Annotated in this window: 13 protein-coding genes; 8 read left to right on the top strand and 5 right to left on the bottom strand. The window is 65.9% G+C overall.

From position 1 onward, the window contains the following. Positions 1 to 349: 349 nt before the first annotated feature. The 8 genes from PSEMO_RS25280 to PSEMO_RS25245 all read left to right on the top strand — a co-directional run bounded on the left by PSEMO_RS25280 (position 350) and on the right by PSEMO_RS25245 (position 9,905). Positions 350 to 1,483: a tyramine oxidase subunit B gene (locus PSEMO_RS25280; protein WP_075805690.1), complete on the top strand. Its 1,134-nt coding sequence runs from the start codon at positions 350 to 352 to the stop codon at positions 1,481 to 1,483. Positions 1,484 to 1,518: 35 nt separating this feature from the next. After that, positions 1,519 to 1,941: a RidA family protein gene (locus tag PSEMO_RS25275; protein ID WP_075805689.1), complete on the top strand. Its 423-nt coding sequence runs from the start codon at positions 1,519 to 1,521 to the stop codon at positions 1,939 to 1,941. Between the two features lie 22 nt (positions 1,942 to 1,963). Then, positions 1,964 to 3,259, top strand: a complete 1,296-nt coding sequence (locus PSEMO_RS25270; RefSeq protein ID WP_075805688.1) for an NAD(P)/FAD-dependent oxidoreductase — start codon at positions 1,964 to 1,966, stop codon at positions 3,257 to 3,259. Between the two features lie 235 nt (positions 3,260 to 3,494). Continuing rightward, positions 3,495 to 5,120 carry a methyl-accepting chemotaxis protein gene (locus PSEMO_RS25265; RefSeq protein ID WP_075805687.1) on the top strand — a complete coding sequence of 542 codons (1,626 nt, stop codon included), beginning with the start codon at positions 3,495 to 3,497 and terminating at the stop codon, positions 5,118 to 5,120. A 211-nt stretch (positions 5,121 to 5,331) separates the two neighbouring features. Further along, a complete protein-coding gene (locus PSEMO_RS25260; RefSeq protein ID WP_075805686.1) occupies positions 5,332 to 6,291 on the top strand; it encodes a helix-turn-helix domain-containing protein in 960 nt (319 codons plus the stop codon). A 60-nt stretch (positions 6,292 to 6,351) separates the two neighbouring features. After that, positions 6,352 to 7,260 (top strand): SphA family protein, encoded by a 909-nt coding sequence (locus PSEMO_RS25255; RefSeq protein WP_256721208.1) that lies wholly within the window; start codon positions 6,352 to 6,354, stop codon positions 7,258 to 7,260. A gap of 10 nt (positions 7,261 to 7,270) precedes the next feature. After that, complete coding sequence (locus PSEMO_RS25250) at positions 7,271 to 8,452, top strand: MFS transporter (protein ID WP_075805685.1); 1,182 nt, start codon at positions 7,271 to 7,273, stop codon at positions 8,450 to 8,452. Positions 8,453 to 8,465: 13 nt separating this feature from the next. Beyond that, on the top strand, positions 8,466 to 9,905 hold the full coding sequence (locus PSEMO_RS25245; protein WP_075805684.1) for an amidase: 1,440 nt from the start codon (positions 8,466 to 8,468) through the stop codon (positions 9,903 to 9,905). A gap of 124 nt (positions 9,906 to 10,029) precedes the next feature. On the opposite strand, the gene PSEMO_RS25240 is transcribed toward PSEMO_RS25245, so the two are convergent. From PSEMO_RS25240 to PSEMO_RS25220, 5 genes are all read right to left on the bottom strand, one after another. Further along, the gene (locus tag PSEMO_RS25240) at positions 10,030 to 10,797 is read right to left on the bottom strand and encodes an ABC transporter ATP-binding protein (protein ID WP_075805683.1); all 768 of its coding nucleotides are present in this window, start codon (positions 10,795 to 10,797) and stop codon (positions 10,030 to 10,032) included. Beyond that, on the bottom strand, positions 10,794 to 11,846 hold the full coding sequence (locus PSEMO_RS25235) for a FecCD family ABC transporter permease (protein WP_075805691.1): 1,053 nt from the start codon (positions 11,844 to 11,846) through the stop codon (positions 10,794 to 10,796). The genes PSEMO_RS25240 and PSEMO_RS25235 overlap by 4 nt, the downstream gene beginning before the upstream one ends. A 5-nt stretch (positions 11,847 to 11,851) precedes the next feature. Next, a complete protein-coding gene (locus tag PSEMO_RS25230; RefSeq protein ID WP_075805682.1) occupies positions 11,852 to 12,916 on the bottom strand; it encodes an ABC transporter substrate-binding protein in 1,065 nt (354 codons plus the stop codon). A 241-nt stretch (positions 12,917 to 13,157) separates the two neighbouring features. Further along, positions 13,158 to 13,838, bottom strand: a complete 681-nt coding sequence (locus PSEMO_RS25225; RefSeq protein ID WP_075805681.1) for a Fe2+-dependent dioxygenase — start codon at positions 13,836 to 13,838, stop codon at positions 13,158 to 13,160. Then, positions 13,838 to 16,174, bottom strand: a complete 2,337-nt coding sequence (locus PSEMO_RS25220) for a TonB-dependent receptor (protein WP_075805680.1) — start codon at positions 16,172 to 16,174, stop codon at positions 13,838 to 13,840. Before PSEMO_RS25220 ends, PSEMO_RS25225 begins: the two co-directional genes overlap by 1 nt. Positions 16,175 to 16,198 lie beyond the last annotated feature (24 nt).

The following is a 16,198-nucleotide window of genomic DNA, read 5'->3' as shown; positions in this document are numbered from 1 at the left end:
CTCCGGGGGTGGCTTGGGTGGGCAGAGTAGCACCGGTGATTGTGTATTGGCTTTCAGGGCGTCATCGCTGGCAAGCCAGCTCCCACAGTATCCGCGTCGGTCACGGATCCTGCGGTCAACACAAAAACCTGTGGGAGCTGGCTTGCCAGCGATGACGCCATCCGCCCCACCACACCTCCCCCATGTCACGCACAGTCAAACCCGCTGACACGCAGACTCAAGACTTGCCTACCGCTCGTTAGCAACACTCCCCGCCATCGCTCCGCACGCTGCCAACCGGCGCTGCCGAGACCTTCACCCGTCCTCGTCGACACCCAAAACAACACCCGCCGTACCACGAGATCACCCCATGACTACCAAAATCGACTTCATCTACCTTTCCGAGCAGGACATGATCCGCGCCGGTGTCACCGATATGCCGGCCTGCGTGGACACCATGGAGGAAATGTTCGGGCTGCTGTACCGGGGCGATTACCGCATGGCCGGGCCGAACAACGATTCCCACGGGGCGATGATCACCTTCCCGGAGAACTCGCCGTTCCCGGACATGCCCAAGCCCACCGCCGACCGGCGCATGATGGCCATGCCCGCCTACCTCGGCGGCAATTTCCGCACCTCCGGCTGCAAGTGGTACGGCTCCAATATCGCCAACCGCGACAAAGGCCTGCCGCGCTCGATCCTGATGTTCACCCTCAACGACGCCGATAGCGGCGCGCCCCTGGCCTACATGTCGGCCAACCTGCTGTCGGCCTACCGCACCGGGGCGATCCCGGGGGTCGGCGCACGCCATCTGGCCCGCAAGGATTCGAAAGTCATCGGCCTGCTCGGCCCAGGCGTGATGGGCAAGACCACCGTCGCTGCGTTCATGGCCGCCTGCCCGCAGGTGGACACCATCAAGATCAAGGGCCGCGGCCAGCGCAGCCTCGACAGCTTCATTACCTGGGTCGAGCAGACCTACCCGCAGATCACCACGATCCGGATCGTCGACAGCCTGGAAGAAGTGGTACGCGGCTCCGACCTGGTCACCTATTGCAGCACCGGCGAAGTCGGCGACCCGAGCACCTACCCGCTGGTGCGCCGCGAGTGGGTCAAGCCGGGCGCCTTCCTGGCCATGCCGGCGCCGTGCAGCATCTGCTCGGGCATGGAACAGGACGATATCCGCAAGGTGGTCGACAACACCGGCCTGTACCAGGCCTGGTTCGAAGAGCTGCCGAAACCCGCACACAACTACGTGCCGCTGGTGGGCGTGCGTTTCATGGACATGATCGCCGAGGGTTCGCTGCAGGCCGAACAGGTCGAGGACATCGGCAAGATCATCGCCGGCGACGCCCCGGGCCGCCTGAACGACGAGGAAATCATCCTGATGTCGGTCGGCGGCATGCCGGTCGAGGACCTGGCCTGGGGCACCGTGGTGTACCGCAAGGCCGTGGAGCTGGGCATCGGCGTGAAACTGAACCTGTGGGACGAGCCGGTCCTGCGCTGATTCCCCCCCTTATCCATTCAACGAGGAGTTTCCCCATGACCCAGATCACCAAAGTGAAAAGCGGCTCCATCTTCGAGGAAAAGGCCAGCTACTCGCGACTGGTCGCCGTCGACAACTGGATCTACGTGTCGAACACCGCCGGGCGCAACCCGGACACCAAGCTGATCCCGGAAGACGTGATCGAGCAGGCCGAGCAGGTCTTCAACAATATCGAGCGGGCCCTGGCGGCGGTCGATGCGACCCTGGCCGACGTGGTCTGCTCGCGGGTGTTCATCCAGGATCCGGCCGATGTGGCGAAGGTCATGGACTTCATCGGCACGAAGTTCCGCGGTATCGACCCGGCCTGTACCGCCACCTGCCCGCCTCTGGGCTCCACGGTCTACAAGGTGGAGCTGGAGGTCACCGCCTATCGCGGCGCGTCGAAAGCCGAAGTCGTGCACATCAACCTCGGCCAGTAATTTCATTCAAAGAGTCTCCCCCATGTCGCCCAGCATCGACCCCGTACAGACCAGCCCGCAACTGCCTGCCGCCACCAGCGTGGTGATCATCGGCGCCGGCATCATCGGCCTGACCGCCGCCCTGACCCTCGCCGAACGCGGAATCCCGGTAGTGGTCGTGGAAAAAGGCCGGATCGCCGGCGAACAGTCCTCGCGTAACCTCGGCTGGGTGCGCAAGACCAGCCGTCACGCCGACGACATTCCGCTGGCCCTGGCCGCGGACCGCCTGTGGGCGCAGATGCCGGAACGGGTCGGCGCCGACGTGGGTTATCGCCAGGCCGGGATCATGTTCATCGCGCGCAACGAGGCGCAGATGAACATGCATGCCAACTGGCTGAAAAGCGTCGAGCACCTAAACCTCGATACCCGCCTGCTCAGCAGCCGGGAAATCGCCGCCAAGGTGCCCGGCGGCCAGGGCAACTGGGTGGGCGGGATCTTCACGCAGTCCGATGCCCGCGCCGAACCGACCCAGGCCTCCAGCGCCATTGCCAAAGCGGCCATGGCCAAGGGCGTGGTCATCGTCGAAAACTGTGCGGTACGCACTCTGGTCACGTCGGCCGGCAAGGTCAGCGGCGTGCTGACCGAGCGCGGCGAGATCCGCTGCGACCAGGTGCTGCTGGCCGGCGGCCTGTGGTCGCGGCGTTTCCTCGGCAACCACGGCGTCGACCTGCCGACCCTGCCGCTGACCTGCTCGGTGCTGCGGACCGAACCCATGGAAGGCCCGACCGAGATCGCCGTCGGCGCGCCGGACTTCTCCTTCCGCAAGCACAAGGACGGCGGGTTCATCATCACCCAGCGCGGCAAGCTGGACGCTTTCCTGACCCTCGATCACCTGCTGCTGGGCCGGCGCTACCTGCCGCAACTCAAGGCCCAGCGCGATTTCCTGAAGATCTCCCTGGGCAAGTACTTCCTCGACGACCTGTCATTGGCCCGGCGCTGGAAAGCCGGCGCAGTCAGTCCGTTCGAAAAGGTCCGGGTGCAGGACCCGGCGGCCAACCAGACCCTCAATGACGACGCCCTGCGCAACCTGCGCGCCGCCTGGCCGGTATTCGAACAGGCGCGAATCGCCCAGGCCTGGGCCGGAACCATCGATGTCACGCCGGATTCGAACCCGGTGATCGGCAGGGTCGCAGCCATTCCAGGGCTGACCCTGGCCACCGGCTTTTCCGGCCACGGCTTCGGTACGTCGCCGGCGGCGGGTCATCTGGCCGCCGACCTGGTGTCCGGGGATACCCCGATCATCGACCCGGCGCCCTACCGTTTCGAACGCCTGGCCTGAGCCTCGCCGACATGCCCTAGGGATTTCCTCTAGGGCTCTGGCGTAAGGGGCTGAATCGAATCACTCATTTGAAACATCTATTCATCAATACCGGGTACCCTTGGGGAACGATGTCTAACTGACATCATCGAAGAGAGGCGCCAACGCATCGGTTATCCGGTTTCAACCCGGAGCTGCGACGTTGCGTGACCGGGTAGTCGCTCGATGACTGCCAGATTTTTCCCAAGGAGTACCCATGCAGTTCAGGCAAATGAAAATCGGCAAACGGGCCGCCAGCATGTTCACCGTGCTCGGCCTACTGGTTCTGGCTCTCGGCCTGGTTTCGTTGTACGAGACCCGACAGATGGACAAGGCCTCGTCGGAGATCCGCGTCACCTGGCTGCCGTCGGTGGTGACCATGGGACAGGTCGGCACCGATCTGAACCGGGTCCGCGCCATCATCCTGCGCAGCCTGCTCGAAGACCAACCGGAGGCCCGGGCAGCCACCCTCAAGCGTGCCGAGCAAGTGATGCAGGGCATCCAGCAGCCGCTGGATGAATACGAGAAGACCATTTTCGAAGCCAAGGACCGGGAGATGTTCAACGCCTTCGCCAGTGCCCGCGATCGCTATGCCGGCATCCAGGCCGAGGTCACCGATGCGGTGCTCAACAACCGCCTGGACAACGCCCGGCAACTGGTCAACGGCCCGCTGAATGACGCCACCGACGCCATGCAGAGCGCCTTGCGCAACCTGGTCACCTACAACGTCGACGGCGCCGAGCAGGCTGCCCAGCGCAGTGCCGACGCCTCGGCCGAATCCTTCCTGCTGATCACCATCGCCCTGGTGGTGATCATGCTCGCGCTGGTGATCATCGCCACCGTGCTCACCCGCAGCATCGTCGTGCCCCTGGCCGACGCCGTGGCGGTGGCCGAGCGCGTCGCGACTGGCGACCTGACCAAGGACATCCGCATCGAAGGCCAGGACGAACCCGCCCTGCTGCTGACTGCCCTGAAACGCATGCAGGACAGCCTGCGCTCGACCCTGGCGCGCATCAGCGCGTCGTCCGACCAACTGGCCTCGGCCTCGGAAGAACTGCACTCGGTCACTGAAGACACCAGCCGCGGCCTGCACCAGCAGAGCGCGGAAATCGAGCAGGCGGCCACGGCGGTCAACCAGATGACTGCGGCCGTGGAAGAAGTGGCGAACAACGCAGTCAGCACGGCCGACGCCTCCAAGGGCGCCGACCAGACCACTCGCGATGGCCGCGACCAGGTCAACCAGGCGCTGCAATCGATCCAGGCGCTGGTCAGCGAAGTGACCAGCACGGCCGGGGATATCGAGCAACTGGCGGCCAGTGCCAATGAAATCAGCCGGGTGCTGGACGTGATCGGCTCGATTGCCGGGCAGACCAACCTGCTGGCCCTCAATGCGGCCATCGAAGCGGCGCGGGCCGGTGAAGCCGGGCGTGGTTTTGCCGTGGTTGCCGACGAAGTCCGCGCCCTCGCCCATCGCACCCAGCAGTCCACCGGCGAGATCGAACAGATGATCGCCGAGATCCAGACGGGTACCGAGCGTGCGGTCGGCGCGATGCACAGCAGCCAGGGTCGCGCTACCGGCACCCTGGATATCGCCCAGGCGGCCGGTGAAGCGCTGGAACTGATCGCCGAAGCCATCGCCTCGATCAACCAGCGCAACCTGGTGATCGCCAGCGCTTCCGAGGAGCAGGCCCAGGTGGCCCGGGAAGTGGACCGCAACCTGGTGAATATCCGTGACCTGTCGATGCAGACCTCGGCGGGTGCCAACCAGACCAGCGCGGCGGCGCAGGATCTGTCGCGGCTGGCGGTTGAACTGAACGGAATGGTGGCGCAGTTCAAGGTCTAAAGGTTGACATCCAACCCTGTGGGAGCTGGCTTGCCAGCGATGAGGCCAGCCCCGACAACATCTTCGTCAATGCCGGCCAAATCGCTGGCAAGCCAGCTCCCACAGGGTTCTCAGTGCACTCACTATCCGATTTCGGCAAACCATCCGCTTTGCAACCCGCTACGGAGCAAAACTTGCTTCGTCAGCACTTTCCCGCAAAACGGTTACCGAAATGCCCAGCAGCGTCCTGCACCACCACCAGACCCTGGATATCGAGGAACACGCCGAGCGCCTGGCCGGCTGGCAGTTGCGCTATGACCAGCTCACGCCCGGGCGCTTCGCCGGGCAACTGAGCGAACTGCGCCTGGACGGCATGCAACTGGTCCGCGACCGGGCCAACCAGGCCATGGTCAAGAACGGCTCGACCTGGCCCGGCGCGATCAGCTTCAGCATGCCCCTCGAAGCCCATCCGGGCGACTTCCACTGCGCCGGCCATGCCATCAACGGCCAGAACCTGCTGGTGGCGCGCGGACAGAACCTGCCTGAACTGCGCGCCCCCGCCGGCCTCGACCTGCTCAGCGTCAGCATCGACGAAACCCTGCTGGAACAGACCCTGCACCAGCAAAAGCACAGCTTCGACTTCGATGCCCTGCCCCGCTGTTACCGCTTGCAAGCCGGCGGCAGCCAGACCGGGCTGATCGAGCTGTTCCACGGCCTGTTCGCCGAAAACGGCCTGCAGGCGCCCCTTCTGGGACACCAGGCCATCCGCGACGGCATCCGCGATACCGTGCTGATGCACCTGCTCGACCTGGTGGACCAGGACGATGTCCAGCCCCTCGCCCCCAGCGCCCGCAAGCGCATGGTCGACCGCGCCCGTGAGGTGGTGCTGGCCAGCCCGGACAACCCGCCGTCCATCGTCGAGCTGTGCAACCGCATCGGTGCCAGCCGGCGCAAGTTGCAGTACTGCTTCCAGGAAACCCTGGGCATCAACCCCCTCGCCTATTTGCGCGCGGTGCGCCTCAATGCCGTGCACCGCGCCCTGCTCGACGAGCAACCCGCACCGGTACAGGACATCGCCGCTCACTGGGGTTTCTGGCACCTGAGCCGCTTTGCCAATGATTACCGCCAGCTGTTCGGCGAACTGCCTTCGCAAACCCGCCGGCGCAGCCTGGGTTGTGCCGATTCCGGATAACCCGTCGCGGGTCCCCGGCCCCAGGATCGAGGCACAACAACGCCAATACCGGGGAACACCATGTCCAGCAAACCAATGGCAGCGCTGCTCGCGCTGTGCCTCAGCAGCAGCGCCATGGCCGTGGAAAACGGCTCGCCCACCACACCCAACGGGGTCTACGATTTCGGCGCCGGGTTCACCCCCCCCCCCACCCCGACCGGCACTTTCGGCCTGCGCACCGCCTTTTATTCCGCCAATCGCCTGATGGATGGCGACGGCCACAAGGCCCCGGTGGACTTTTCCATCGACGTGCTGTCGATCGGCGCCTTCTACGGACGCATGACCGAGCATGAACTGTTCGGCGCCCGTTACGGCTACGCCGCCGTGCTGCCGTTCTTCAGCATGCGCGCCTCGCTGGACGTACCGACGCCCTTCGGCACGATTTCCCGGGATGCCCGGGTATTTCGCCAGGCCGATGCCCAGGTGATCCCGCTGATCCTGCAATGGACCCCGGCGCCCAACCTTGGCATCAACACCCAATTGCAGATCCAGGCGCCGACCGGCGACTACGACAAGGACCGCCTGGTCTCGCCGGGCCTCAATCACTGGACCTTCTCGCCGATCCTCAACGCCACCTGGATCAGCCCGAGCGGCCTGGAGCTGTCGTCGAGCTTCGAAGTGGACGTCAACACCCGCAACCACGCCACGGACTACCGCAACGGCGTCGAGTACCGCCATGAGTTCGCCGTCGGCCAGCATTTCGGGCCATGGACGGTCGGCCTGGGCGGCTACTACTACCGCCAGCTGAGCGATGACGACGGCCCGAACCTCACCGATGGCAACCGCGCCCGGGTCCTGGCCGTGGGCCCGGCGATCAGCTGGTTCAAGCCGGGGATGCCACCAGTCTGGCTGCATGCCTACAAGGAGTTCGACGCGGTCAACCGCGCCGAGGGCTACACCGTCGCCCTGCGCTTCGCCCACAGTTTCTGAGGAGCCGGACATGCACCCACACACTCCTCGTGTCGGCCGCGAAGGCGCCGTCCTGGTCCTGGGCAGCAGCCTGACCATCATGGGCGCGGTGATGGTCGCGCCGATCCTGCCGCGGCTGGCGGCCGAATTCGGCCCGGTCACCCCCCATGCCGACGCGCTGATTCCCCTGGCCGTCACCGGCCCGGCCCTGGCCATTGCCCTTTGTGCGCCGCTGGCCGGCTGGTTCGCCGACCGGGTCGGGCGCAAGGCCCTGCTGATCATCGCCACCCTGCTCTATGCGCTGCTCGGCGTGTTGCCGGCGTTACTCCACGACCTGCCATCCATCGTCATCAGCCGCCTGCTGTTCGGCTGCGCCGAGGCGGCGATCATGACCTGCTGCGCCACCCTGATCGCCGATTACTGGCAGGGCGAACAACGCCTGCGCCTGATCAATTACCAGGTGATCAGCATCGGCCTGGTCGGCGCGCTGTTCTTCGTGATCGGCGGTATGGCGGGCGAGCATGGCTGGCGCGCGCCCTTTTATCTCTATCTGCTGCCGCTGCTGCTGGTGCCGGCGATGCTGCGCTGGTTATGGGAACCGCAGCGACAGGTGCACAGCGGGCAGGACGATCAGTCACACAGCGCCATACCCACCGTGGCCCTGGGTTACCTGCTGATCTTCGTCGGCATGCTGCTCAACTTCATCGTCCCGGTGCAGGCGCCGGCCCTGCTGGTGAGCATCGGCATCACCTCCAGCACCCTGATCGGCCTTGCTGCCGGGCTGGGACTGCTGGCCAGTCTCGCCGGATCACTGCTGTGGCCGCTGGTGCGCACCTACCTGGGGATTCGTGGCGGCAATGCGCTGCTGCTCGCCTTGCTGGCTGCCGGCCTGTGGTGGCTGGGCGCCGCACGCAGCTACGCCGATGTGCTTTGGGCGGTGCTGATCCACGGGGTCGGCGCCGGCCTGCTGGTGCCCAATGCCATGGCCCCGGTGATGAACGCCCTGAGCGCCCGGGCCCGGGGGCGCGGCCTTGGCGGCTTCACTGCCTGCCTGTACCTGGGCCAGTTCGCCAGCCCGCTGCTGGTCATGGCCCTGGGTGCCGACCTGCGCGGTGCCATCCACTGGCTGGCCTTCGCCAGCCTTGCCGGGGCCTTCGCCTGGGGCCTCGGCGCCACGCTGATCCGCCCAAGCGCTTCCTCCACTGCCCAATGATCCGGAAATCACCATGCACGACATTCAAGCCCTGATGGACCAACACGACGCCACCGGCCTGGCCGGTTTGATCCACGACCGCGAGATCAGCCGTGAAGAACTGCTGGAAGCTGCCATTGCCCGCCTTGAACAGGTCGAACCGCACCTCAATGCCGTTGCCGAAAAGCTCTATGACAGCGCCCGTAGCGCGGTCCCGGTGGACGGAGCCTTCTCCGGCGTGCCAACCCTGGTCAAGGACCTGTTCTCGCCCTTGCGTGAAGCGCGGATGAGCAACGGCTCCCTGGCCCTGGGCGAAGCGCGCCCGGGCCTCGACGACGCGCTGGTTGGGCGCCTGCGCGAGGCCGGTTGCCAGTTTATCGGGACCAGCACTTCACCGGAGTTCGGCACGTCCTACACCACCGAATCGACCCGTTTCGGCGCTACCCGCAACCCGTGGGATACCCGGCGTAGCGCCGGAGGGTCCAGTGGCGGCGCGGCGGCCCTGGTGGCGGCGCGGGTGGTGCCTTTCGCCCATGGCAACGACGGCGGCGGCTCATTGCGCGTGCCAGCCTCCTGCTGTGGCGTGTTCGGCCTCAAGCCCAGTCGCGGGCGCATGCCTTGCGGCCCCTTGGTCGGTGAAGGCTGGGCCGGGATGGGCACGCCTCACGCGATTACCCTGTCGGTGCGCGACAGCGCCGCGCTGCTGGATATCACCGCCGGTGCCGACCTCGGCGCCCCTTATGCCGCGCCCTGGCAGGACATGCCCTTCGTCGACACCCTGCACCAGCCCTTCCGGCCGTTGCGCATTGCCCTGGTCGAGCACCTGGCGCCCTGGACCAGCAGTCCCGAAGCCGTGGCGGCGGTGCGGCATGCGGCGCGCTTGTGCGAATCGCTCGGGCACCGGGTCGAGCCGGCGCACTTGCCGGTGCAGCCCCTGGCGTTTCTCGACCAGGTGTTCGATGTAATCGGGGCCAGCACTCGTAGTTACGTCGATCTGCTCGGTGAGATGCGCGGTCGGCCCGTGACATTGGAAGAACTGGAGCCTCGCACCCGGATCATCCTGCGGGAAAAAGGCGGGATCAGCGGTGCGCAGTATTCGGCGGCGGTGGCGGGAATTCATGCGTTAGGGCGGCAGCTTGCCGGTTTTCTGCAGGACTACGACCTCATCCTGACGCCGACGCTTACCCGCGAGCCGCCGCTGATCGGCAGCCTGGACCGGTTCGATGACACGCTGGACCTGGCCGCAGTGATCGAAGACTTCCACAGCTATTCGCCGTTTACCGCGCTGTTCAATGCCAGCGGGCAGCCGGCGATGTCGGTGCCGCTGTACTGGACGCCGCAGGGGCTGCCGATCGGGGCGCATTTCGCCGGGCGCTTTGCCGAGGAAGGGACGTTGCTGGGGCTGGCTGCACAGTTGGAGCGGGTGCAGCCTTGGGTTGGGCGGGTTCCGGCGGTGAATGCGTGTAGAGGCTGATGGCCTCGTCGCTGGCAAGCCAGCTCCCACAATGACCGCGTCGGCCGCAAATACTGTGACCGACACAAAACCCTGTGGGAGCTGGCTTGCCAGCGATAGCGCCATGAAGAACGCTACAAAAACCTCAGCCCACCGCCAGTGCCCGGTCCACCAACACCTGCAAGCGATCCCGGGAGCACCGTTCGACCCTTGCCTCCACCCCATACACCTTGGCCAGCAACCCAGGCTCCAGCACCTGTTCCGGCGTCCCGCTGGCCACCACCTGCCCCTGGTGCAACACCACCAGCCAGTCGGCATGACTGGCGGCCAGGTTGATGTCATGCAGCACGGCCACCGCCAACAGCTGGTGCGCGACCACCCGCTCGCGCACCGCATCCATCACCCTTAGCTGGTAATGCAGATCCAGCGCACTGGTCGGCTCGTCCAGCAACAGCACCCGGGGGTTGCGCGCCAGCAACTGGGCCAGCGCCACCAGTTGCCGTTGCCCGCCGGACAGGCTGTCCAGCGGATACTCCGCCAGATGCTCGATCCCCAGCCGCTGCAAGGCGTCATAGGCAGTCCCGAGCAGGTCCTCGCCACCACTGACGCGCAACGCCGCGACGATACTTTCCAGCACTCCAAGGGCAATCCCCGGCGGCAGTTGCTGGGGCATGTAGGCCAGGCGCCGGGAACGCTCGGCGAAACTCAGCCGCGCCACATCCTCGCCATCCAGGCTCACCCGTCCCTTCATCCGCTCCAGCCCGGCGAGGGCCCGAAGCAAGGTGGACTTGCCCGCGCCATTGGGCCCGACCAGCGCCACCAGGCTACCTGACGGCAGGTCCGGCAGGCTGAGATCGCGGATGATCGAACGGGCGCCATAGGCCACGGACACTGCATCGATCGACAGGCTCACAGTTTTCTCCCCCGACGGAATACCAGGACCACGAACACCGGTACGCCGACCAATGCGGTGACGATGCCCACCGGCACGATGACCCCGGGCAGGATCAGCTTGCTGGCGATGGACGACAGCGACAGCAGCAAGGCTCCGACCAGGGCACTGGCCGGCAGCAGGAAGCGCTGGTCTTCACCCACCAGCAGGCGGGCGATATGCGGCCCGACCAGGCCGATGAAACCGATGGTGCCGACAAAAGCCACGGCCGTGGCCGAGAGCAGGCTGATGCGCAGTAGCGAGGCGATACGCAAACGCTTGGTATCCACGCCGAAACTGCGCGCCCGGTCCTCGCCCATGCGCAGCAGGGTCAGGGCCGGCGCGGCGCGCAGGGAAAACGGCAGCAGCACGGCCAGCACCAGGGCCAGGATGCCCAGTTTCTGCCAGTCGGCCCGGGCCAGGCTGCCCAAGGTCCAGAACACCAGTTGTTGCAGCACATCTTCGGTCGCCAGCAGTTGCAGCAGCGAAACCAGCGCATTGCAGCTGAACACCAGGGCGATGCCGAACAGCACCAGGCTCTCCACCCCGGCCCCGCGCAAACGGGCCATGGCCTGCAGCAACACCACGGAAAGGCAGGCGAAGACGAAGGCCATTACCGTCACCTGCACGCTCGGCTGGAGCCAGGCGATGCTCAGCGGGTAGGCGATCGCCAGCGACGCACCCAGTGCGGCGGCCGACGACACGCCCAGGGTGAACGGGCTGGCCAGCGGATTATCGAGGATCGCCTGCATCTCGGCCCCGGCCAGGGCCAGCGCCGCGCCCACCAACACCGCCATCAGCGAATACGGCAGGCGCACGTTCCAGATGATCACCCGGTCGGTGGCACTGAGCAGCGCCGGGTCGAAGAGGCCTTCGAGCAGGCGCCCCAGGCCCATGCCCGAGGCGCCACTGGCCAGGTCACCGAGCACCGACAGGGTCAGCAGACCGGCCAGGCCGATTACCAGCCAGGCCCGTCGCCACAGCAGGCGGCGGTAGCGCTGGGTGGCCAGGGCCACACCCGCCTGGGTCATGGCGGTCACTTGGCGTCGATCCAGTACTGGCCATCCAGGCCGACCTTCAGCAGTCCATTGATTTCAGCCATGGTCGCCCTGGGGTCCAGGTCGGCGAACTGTTGCGGATGGATCCAGCGCGCCATGGCTTCCACGGCGAGGATGTTGAACGGCGAGTTGTAGAAGTCATGCCACAGGCCATGGGCCTGGCCGGCCTGGATCGGCCGCAATGGGGCGAACTCGGGGCGCGCGGTGATCTTCGCCAGGCTGTCGCGGGCGGTCTGCTCGCTCACGCCTGCACCGAGCAATACACCCGGCGCGCGGTTGCCGGTGGCGATATACACGTCCGGGTCGGCCTTGAGCACGTACTCGACGCTGACATCCCCGAGCGCGCCGGGAATCACGTCGGCAGCGATGTTATGCCCGCCGACGGCCTCGACCACGCTGCCCAGGCCGCTCTTGCCGGTGGTATGCCCCGGTGCCTGCCAGACACCCGGCAGCAGTTCGAGGAAAACCTTGGGCCGTTGCACGTCCTTGAAGCTCGCCACGCGCTCGGTGATCCTGGCCAGATGGCGGTCGTACAGGCTCAGGTATTCCCGGGCCTGCGGCTCGCGGCCGAGCAAGGTGCCGAGGGCTTCCAGGCTGACCCGGGTATTGCGGATCGGGTGCACGCGGAAATCGATGAACAGCACCGGGATCCCGGCCTTTTCCAGCAGGTCAGCCACCGGGCTGTGCTGGGTCGGACCTTCGCCGGCGATGCTGAAGATCGCCAGGTCGGGTTTCAGGGCCAGGATCTGTTCGGCGCTGACGCTCTGTTCAGAGGCCTGGCCGATCAAAGGCAGCTTGGTGATCTGCGGGTACAGCCTGGCGTAGACCTCGTAGGTGTGCGGGTCGAGCAGGCGCATATCGTTCTGCCAGCCGACCACGCGCTGGAACGGGTTTTCCCGGTCGAGCAAGGCCAGGGCGAAGAACAGCCGGCCCTCGCCGAGGACGATGCGTTGCGGGGCATGCTCGACCTGGACCTTGCGCCCGAGCACGTCGGTGACTTCGACGGCACAGGCGGCCTGGGACAGGCCGAGGAGCAGGAGCATGCAGGATAGAAGTCGGATCACGTAAAGCCTCCTCAGTAAAAACAAAATTCGCCAGGTTAACGCCACCCCCTGTAGGAGCTGGCTTGCCTGCGATGGACCGCAAGGCGGTCCCAAAACCATCCAGCACGAGCCGGCGCCTTGCTCGATATTGAAGTCATCCAGATACACGGCGTGGCAGGTTTTGGGACCGCTTCGCGGTCCATCGCAGGCAAGCCAGCTCCTACAGGGGGTGGCGGCGTGTTCAGGTATCGCCCCAGCGCCGCAGCAGGTTGTGGTAGACGCCAGTCAGTTCGAGCAGCGAGCCCTGGTCGGCGCCCTGCCCGGTCAGGCGCTGGATCGCCACGTCCATGTCCAGCAGCAGGCTGCGCTGGCTGTCCTCGCGCACCAGACTTTCGATCCAGAAGAACGCGGCAATCCGCTCGCCCCGTGTCACCGGCTCGACCCGGTGCAGACTGCTGCCCGGATACAGCACCAGGTGCCCGACCGGCAGCTTGACGCTGCGCTCGCCGAAGGTGTCGCGGATCACCAGTTCACCGCCGTCGTAGCTGTCCGGCTCGGCCAGGAACAGGGTCGCCGACAGATCGGTACGCACCCGCTCACGCACGCCCTTGATCCCGCGAATGGCGTTGTCGACGTGGAAGCCGAAGCCTTCACCGCCGCCATAGCGATTGAACAAGGGCGGATAGATGCGCTTGGGCAACGCCGCCGACATGAACAGCGGGTTGTCCGACAGGCGCCGCAGGATCAGGTCCCCCAGTTGCCGGGCAACCGGGTTGTCCTCGTCCAGCTGGCGATTGCGCTTGGCCTGGGCCGATTGCACGCCAGCGGTGGCCTTGCCGTCGATCCAGGGTTGCGCCAACAGCTGTTGGCGCAGGTCGTCCAGCTCGGTGGCGCTGAACAGCCGGTCGATTTCGATCAGCATCAGAAGCTGTAGTCCACGCTGGCGGTCAGGGTCCGGCCGGCACCCGGCACGCCGTACAGCTGGAAGCCGTCGAGCGAGGCGCCGACGCGGCTGTAGTAGAACGTGTTGAACAGGTTGCTGACGTTGAGGTTGACCGTGGTCTGGCTGTCCACCTTGTAACGGGCGGCCACGCTGTGCAGCCAGTAGGACGGAGCCTTCTCGTGGTCACGGGTGTAGATCGTGTACACACCCGACGGGCCGTTGGCGTAGCTGCTGTTGTTGTTCAGGCCGCCGACGTACTTGTTGTCGCTGTAGCGACGACGGCCTACGTAGTCGGCACCGTAGCTCAGGCCGAGCTTGTCGGTGAGCTGATAGCTGGTCCACAGGTTGGCGGTCAGGTCGGGAACGTTCTTGGCTTCCTCGCCCTTGTTGGCGCCCTTGGTCTGGCGGCTTTTCATGGCCGAGAAGCCAGCGTAGGCCGACCAGCGCTCGGTGATATCGCCCTGCAGGCCCAGTTCCACACCATCGACGCGCTTGGCCGGCAATGCGCGCACCGGGGAAGTTTCGCCTTCGCTGTATTCCCAGCTGTCTTCCAGTTCGGTACGGAAGATCGCGGCATTCAGGTTCAGGCTGTCATCGAATAGCTCCCACTTGGTACCGATCTCGTAGGTCTTGGACTTGGCCGGCTTGTAGTCCTCGGTGCTGGCCGCGCCGTAGATCTGGTTGTTGGTGGTGGCACCGATCGCCGATGGCTGCGCCGCCTCGCTGTAGGAGGTATAGATGCTGCCGTTGGGCAGTGGCTTGTAGACCAGGCCGACGCGGCCGCCGATGGCGTCGTCGCGGCTGCTGCTGTTGCCGGTGGAGCGCTGGCTCTGGGCTTCCCAGCTGTCGTATCGCAGGGCCAGCAGCAGTTGCCATTGCGGGTCCAGGGTCAGGGTGTCGGAGGCGTAGACCGCGGCGTTCTTCACCACGCTGCGTGGGTCGCCGTAGCCCTTGTCGGTGTAGGTGGACGCGAAGTGATGGGCTGGGTCGGACAGGTCGAAGAACATCGAGCCGTCCGGCACTTCCATGGTCTTGTGCAGGCCGCCGTAGGACTCGCGGTACAGCTCGATGCCGGTTACCGCGTCATGGTGGATGCCGCCGGTATCGAGCTTGAAGCGCAGGTCGGTCTGGTTGTCGAAGATCTCGTAGCGCTTGGACAGGCCGAAGTCGCTGCCGCGCAGGATGGCGTAGCCGGTACCGTTGCTGTTGGCGTACTGGGTGTAGGCGTTGATGCCGTTGATCGAGCTCAGCGGGCCAAGGCCGACATAGCCGAGGCTGGCGCAACGGGTGCCGGTACAAGTCCGGCTGCCGTCGGCATTGGCCGAAATGAAGCGCGCCGGCGACAGCACCGCCCAGTTGTCGGTCTGCTGCCAGCGCAGCTGGTTGCGCAGGGTCACGTCATCGTTGAAGTCGTGTTCGATCAAGCCGGTCAGGGAGCGGGTTTCGGTGCGCTGGGTGTACAGGTCCGAATCGCCGTACCAGGCATCGCGGGATACTCCGGGCATGCGCTTGCCATCGGTACCACGCTGGATCGGCACGCCGCCGTCCGGAGTGTTCTTGTCCTTCTGGTAGAAGGCATCCAGCCAGACCCGGGTGTCGGTACCCAGGCCGAAGCCCACGGAAGTCGCAAAGCCCCAGCGGTCGTAGTCCACCTCGTCGCGCTCGGACACCGCGTTGTAGTGCTTCATCAGGTTGACCCGCACCGCCGTGGTCTCGTTGAGCTGGCGGTTGACGTCGGCGGTCAGGCGCTTGTAGTTGTCGGTGCCGATCCCGGCGGAGAGCTTGCCGGAGTCGCCGAGGTGGGCGCGCTTGCTGACCAGGTTGACGCTGCCGCCCACCGCCGAGACGCCGGACTCCACGGAGCCGGTGCCCTTGAACACTTCCGCCTGCTCCAGGTTGAAGGTGTCGTTGCGACTGGACATGCCGGCATCGCGCACGCCGTCTACGGTCAGGCTCTGCTCCGCGGCGAAGCCACGGATCGAGAACAGGTCGCCCCAGCCCAGGTTACCCTCACCGGACATGAAGGTGATGCCCGGCACATTGCGCAGGACGTCCTGCAGGCTCTGGGCGTTCTGTTCCTCCAGCACCGCCTTGGGCACCACGGTGATGCTTTGCGGCGCATCCAGCAGCGGCGTGGTGATCTTGCTGGAGGTGACTTCATCGACCTTGTAGGCCGATTGCTTGCCGGTGACGTTGGTGGCCGGCAGGTTCAGTACCTGCTCGTCGGCATGCGCCGCCGGCAGGCAGGCACCGAACATCAGGCCGACAGCAGGCGCCAGGGTGGCGGGCAGGCGCTGGGAGGAAGCGAGAGACATCGAGGTTTTCCTTAAAGTGAATCA

The organism is Pseudomonas putida (genome assembly GCF_001941965.1).
Taxonomy (GTDB): Bacteria; Pseudomonadota; Gammaproteobacteria; order Pseudomonadales; family Pseudomonadaceae; genus Aquipseudomonas; species Aquipseudomonas putida_L.
The sequence above is the reverse complement of the archived record's forward strand: the minus strand, read 5'-3'. Positions and strand labels throughout refer to the sequence as shown.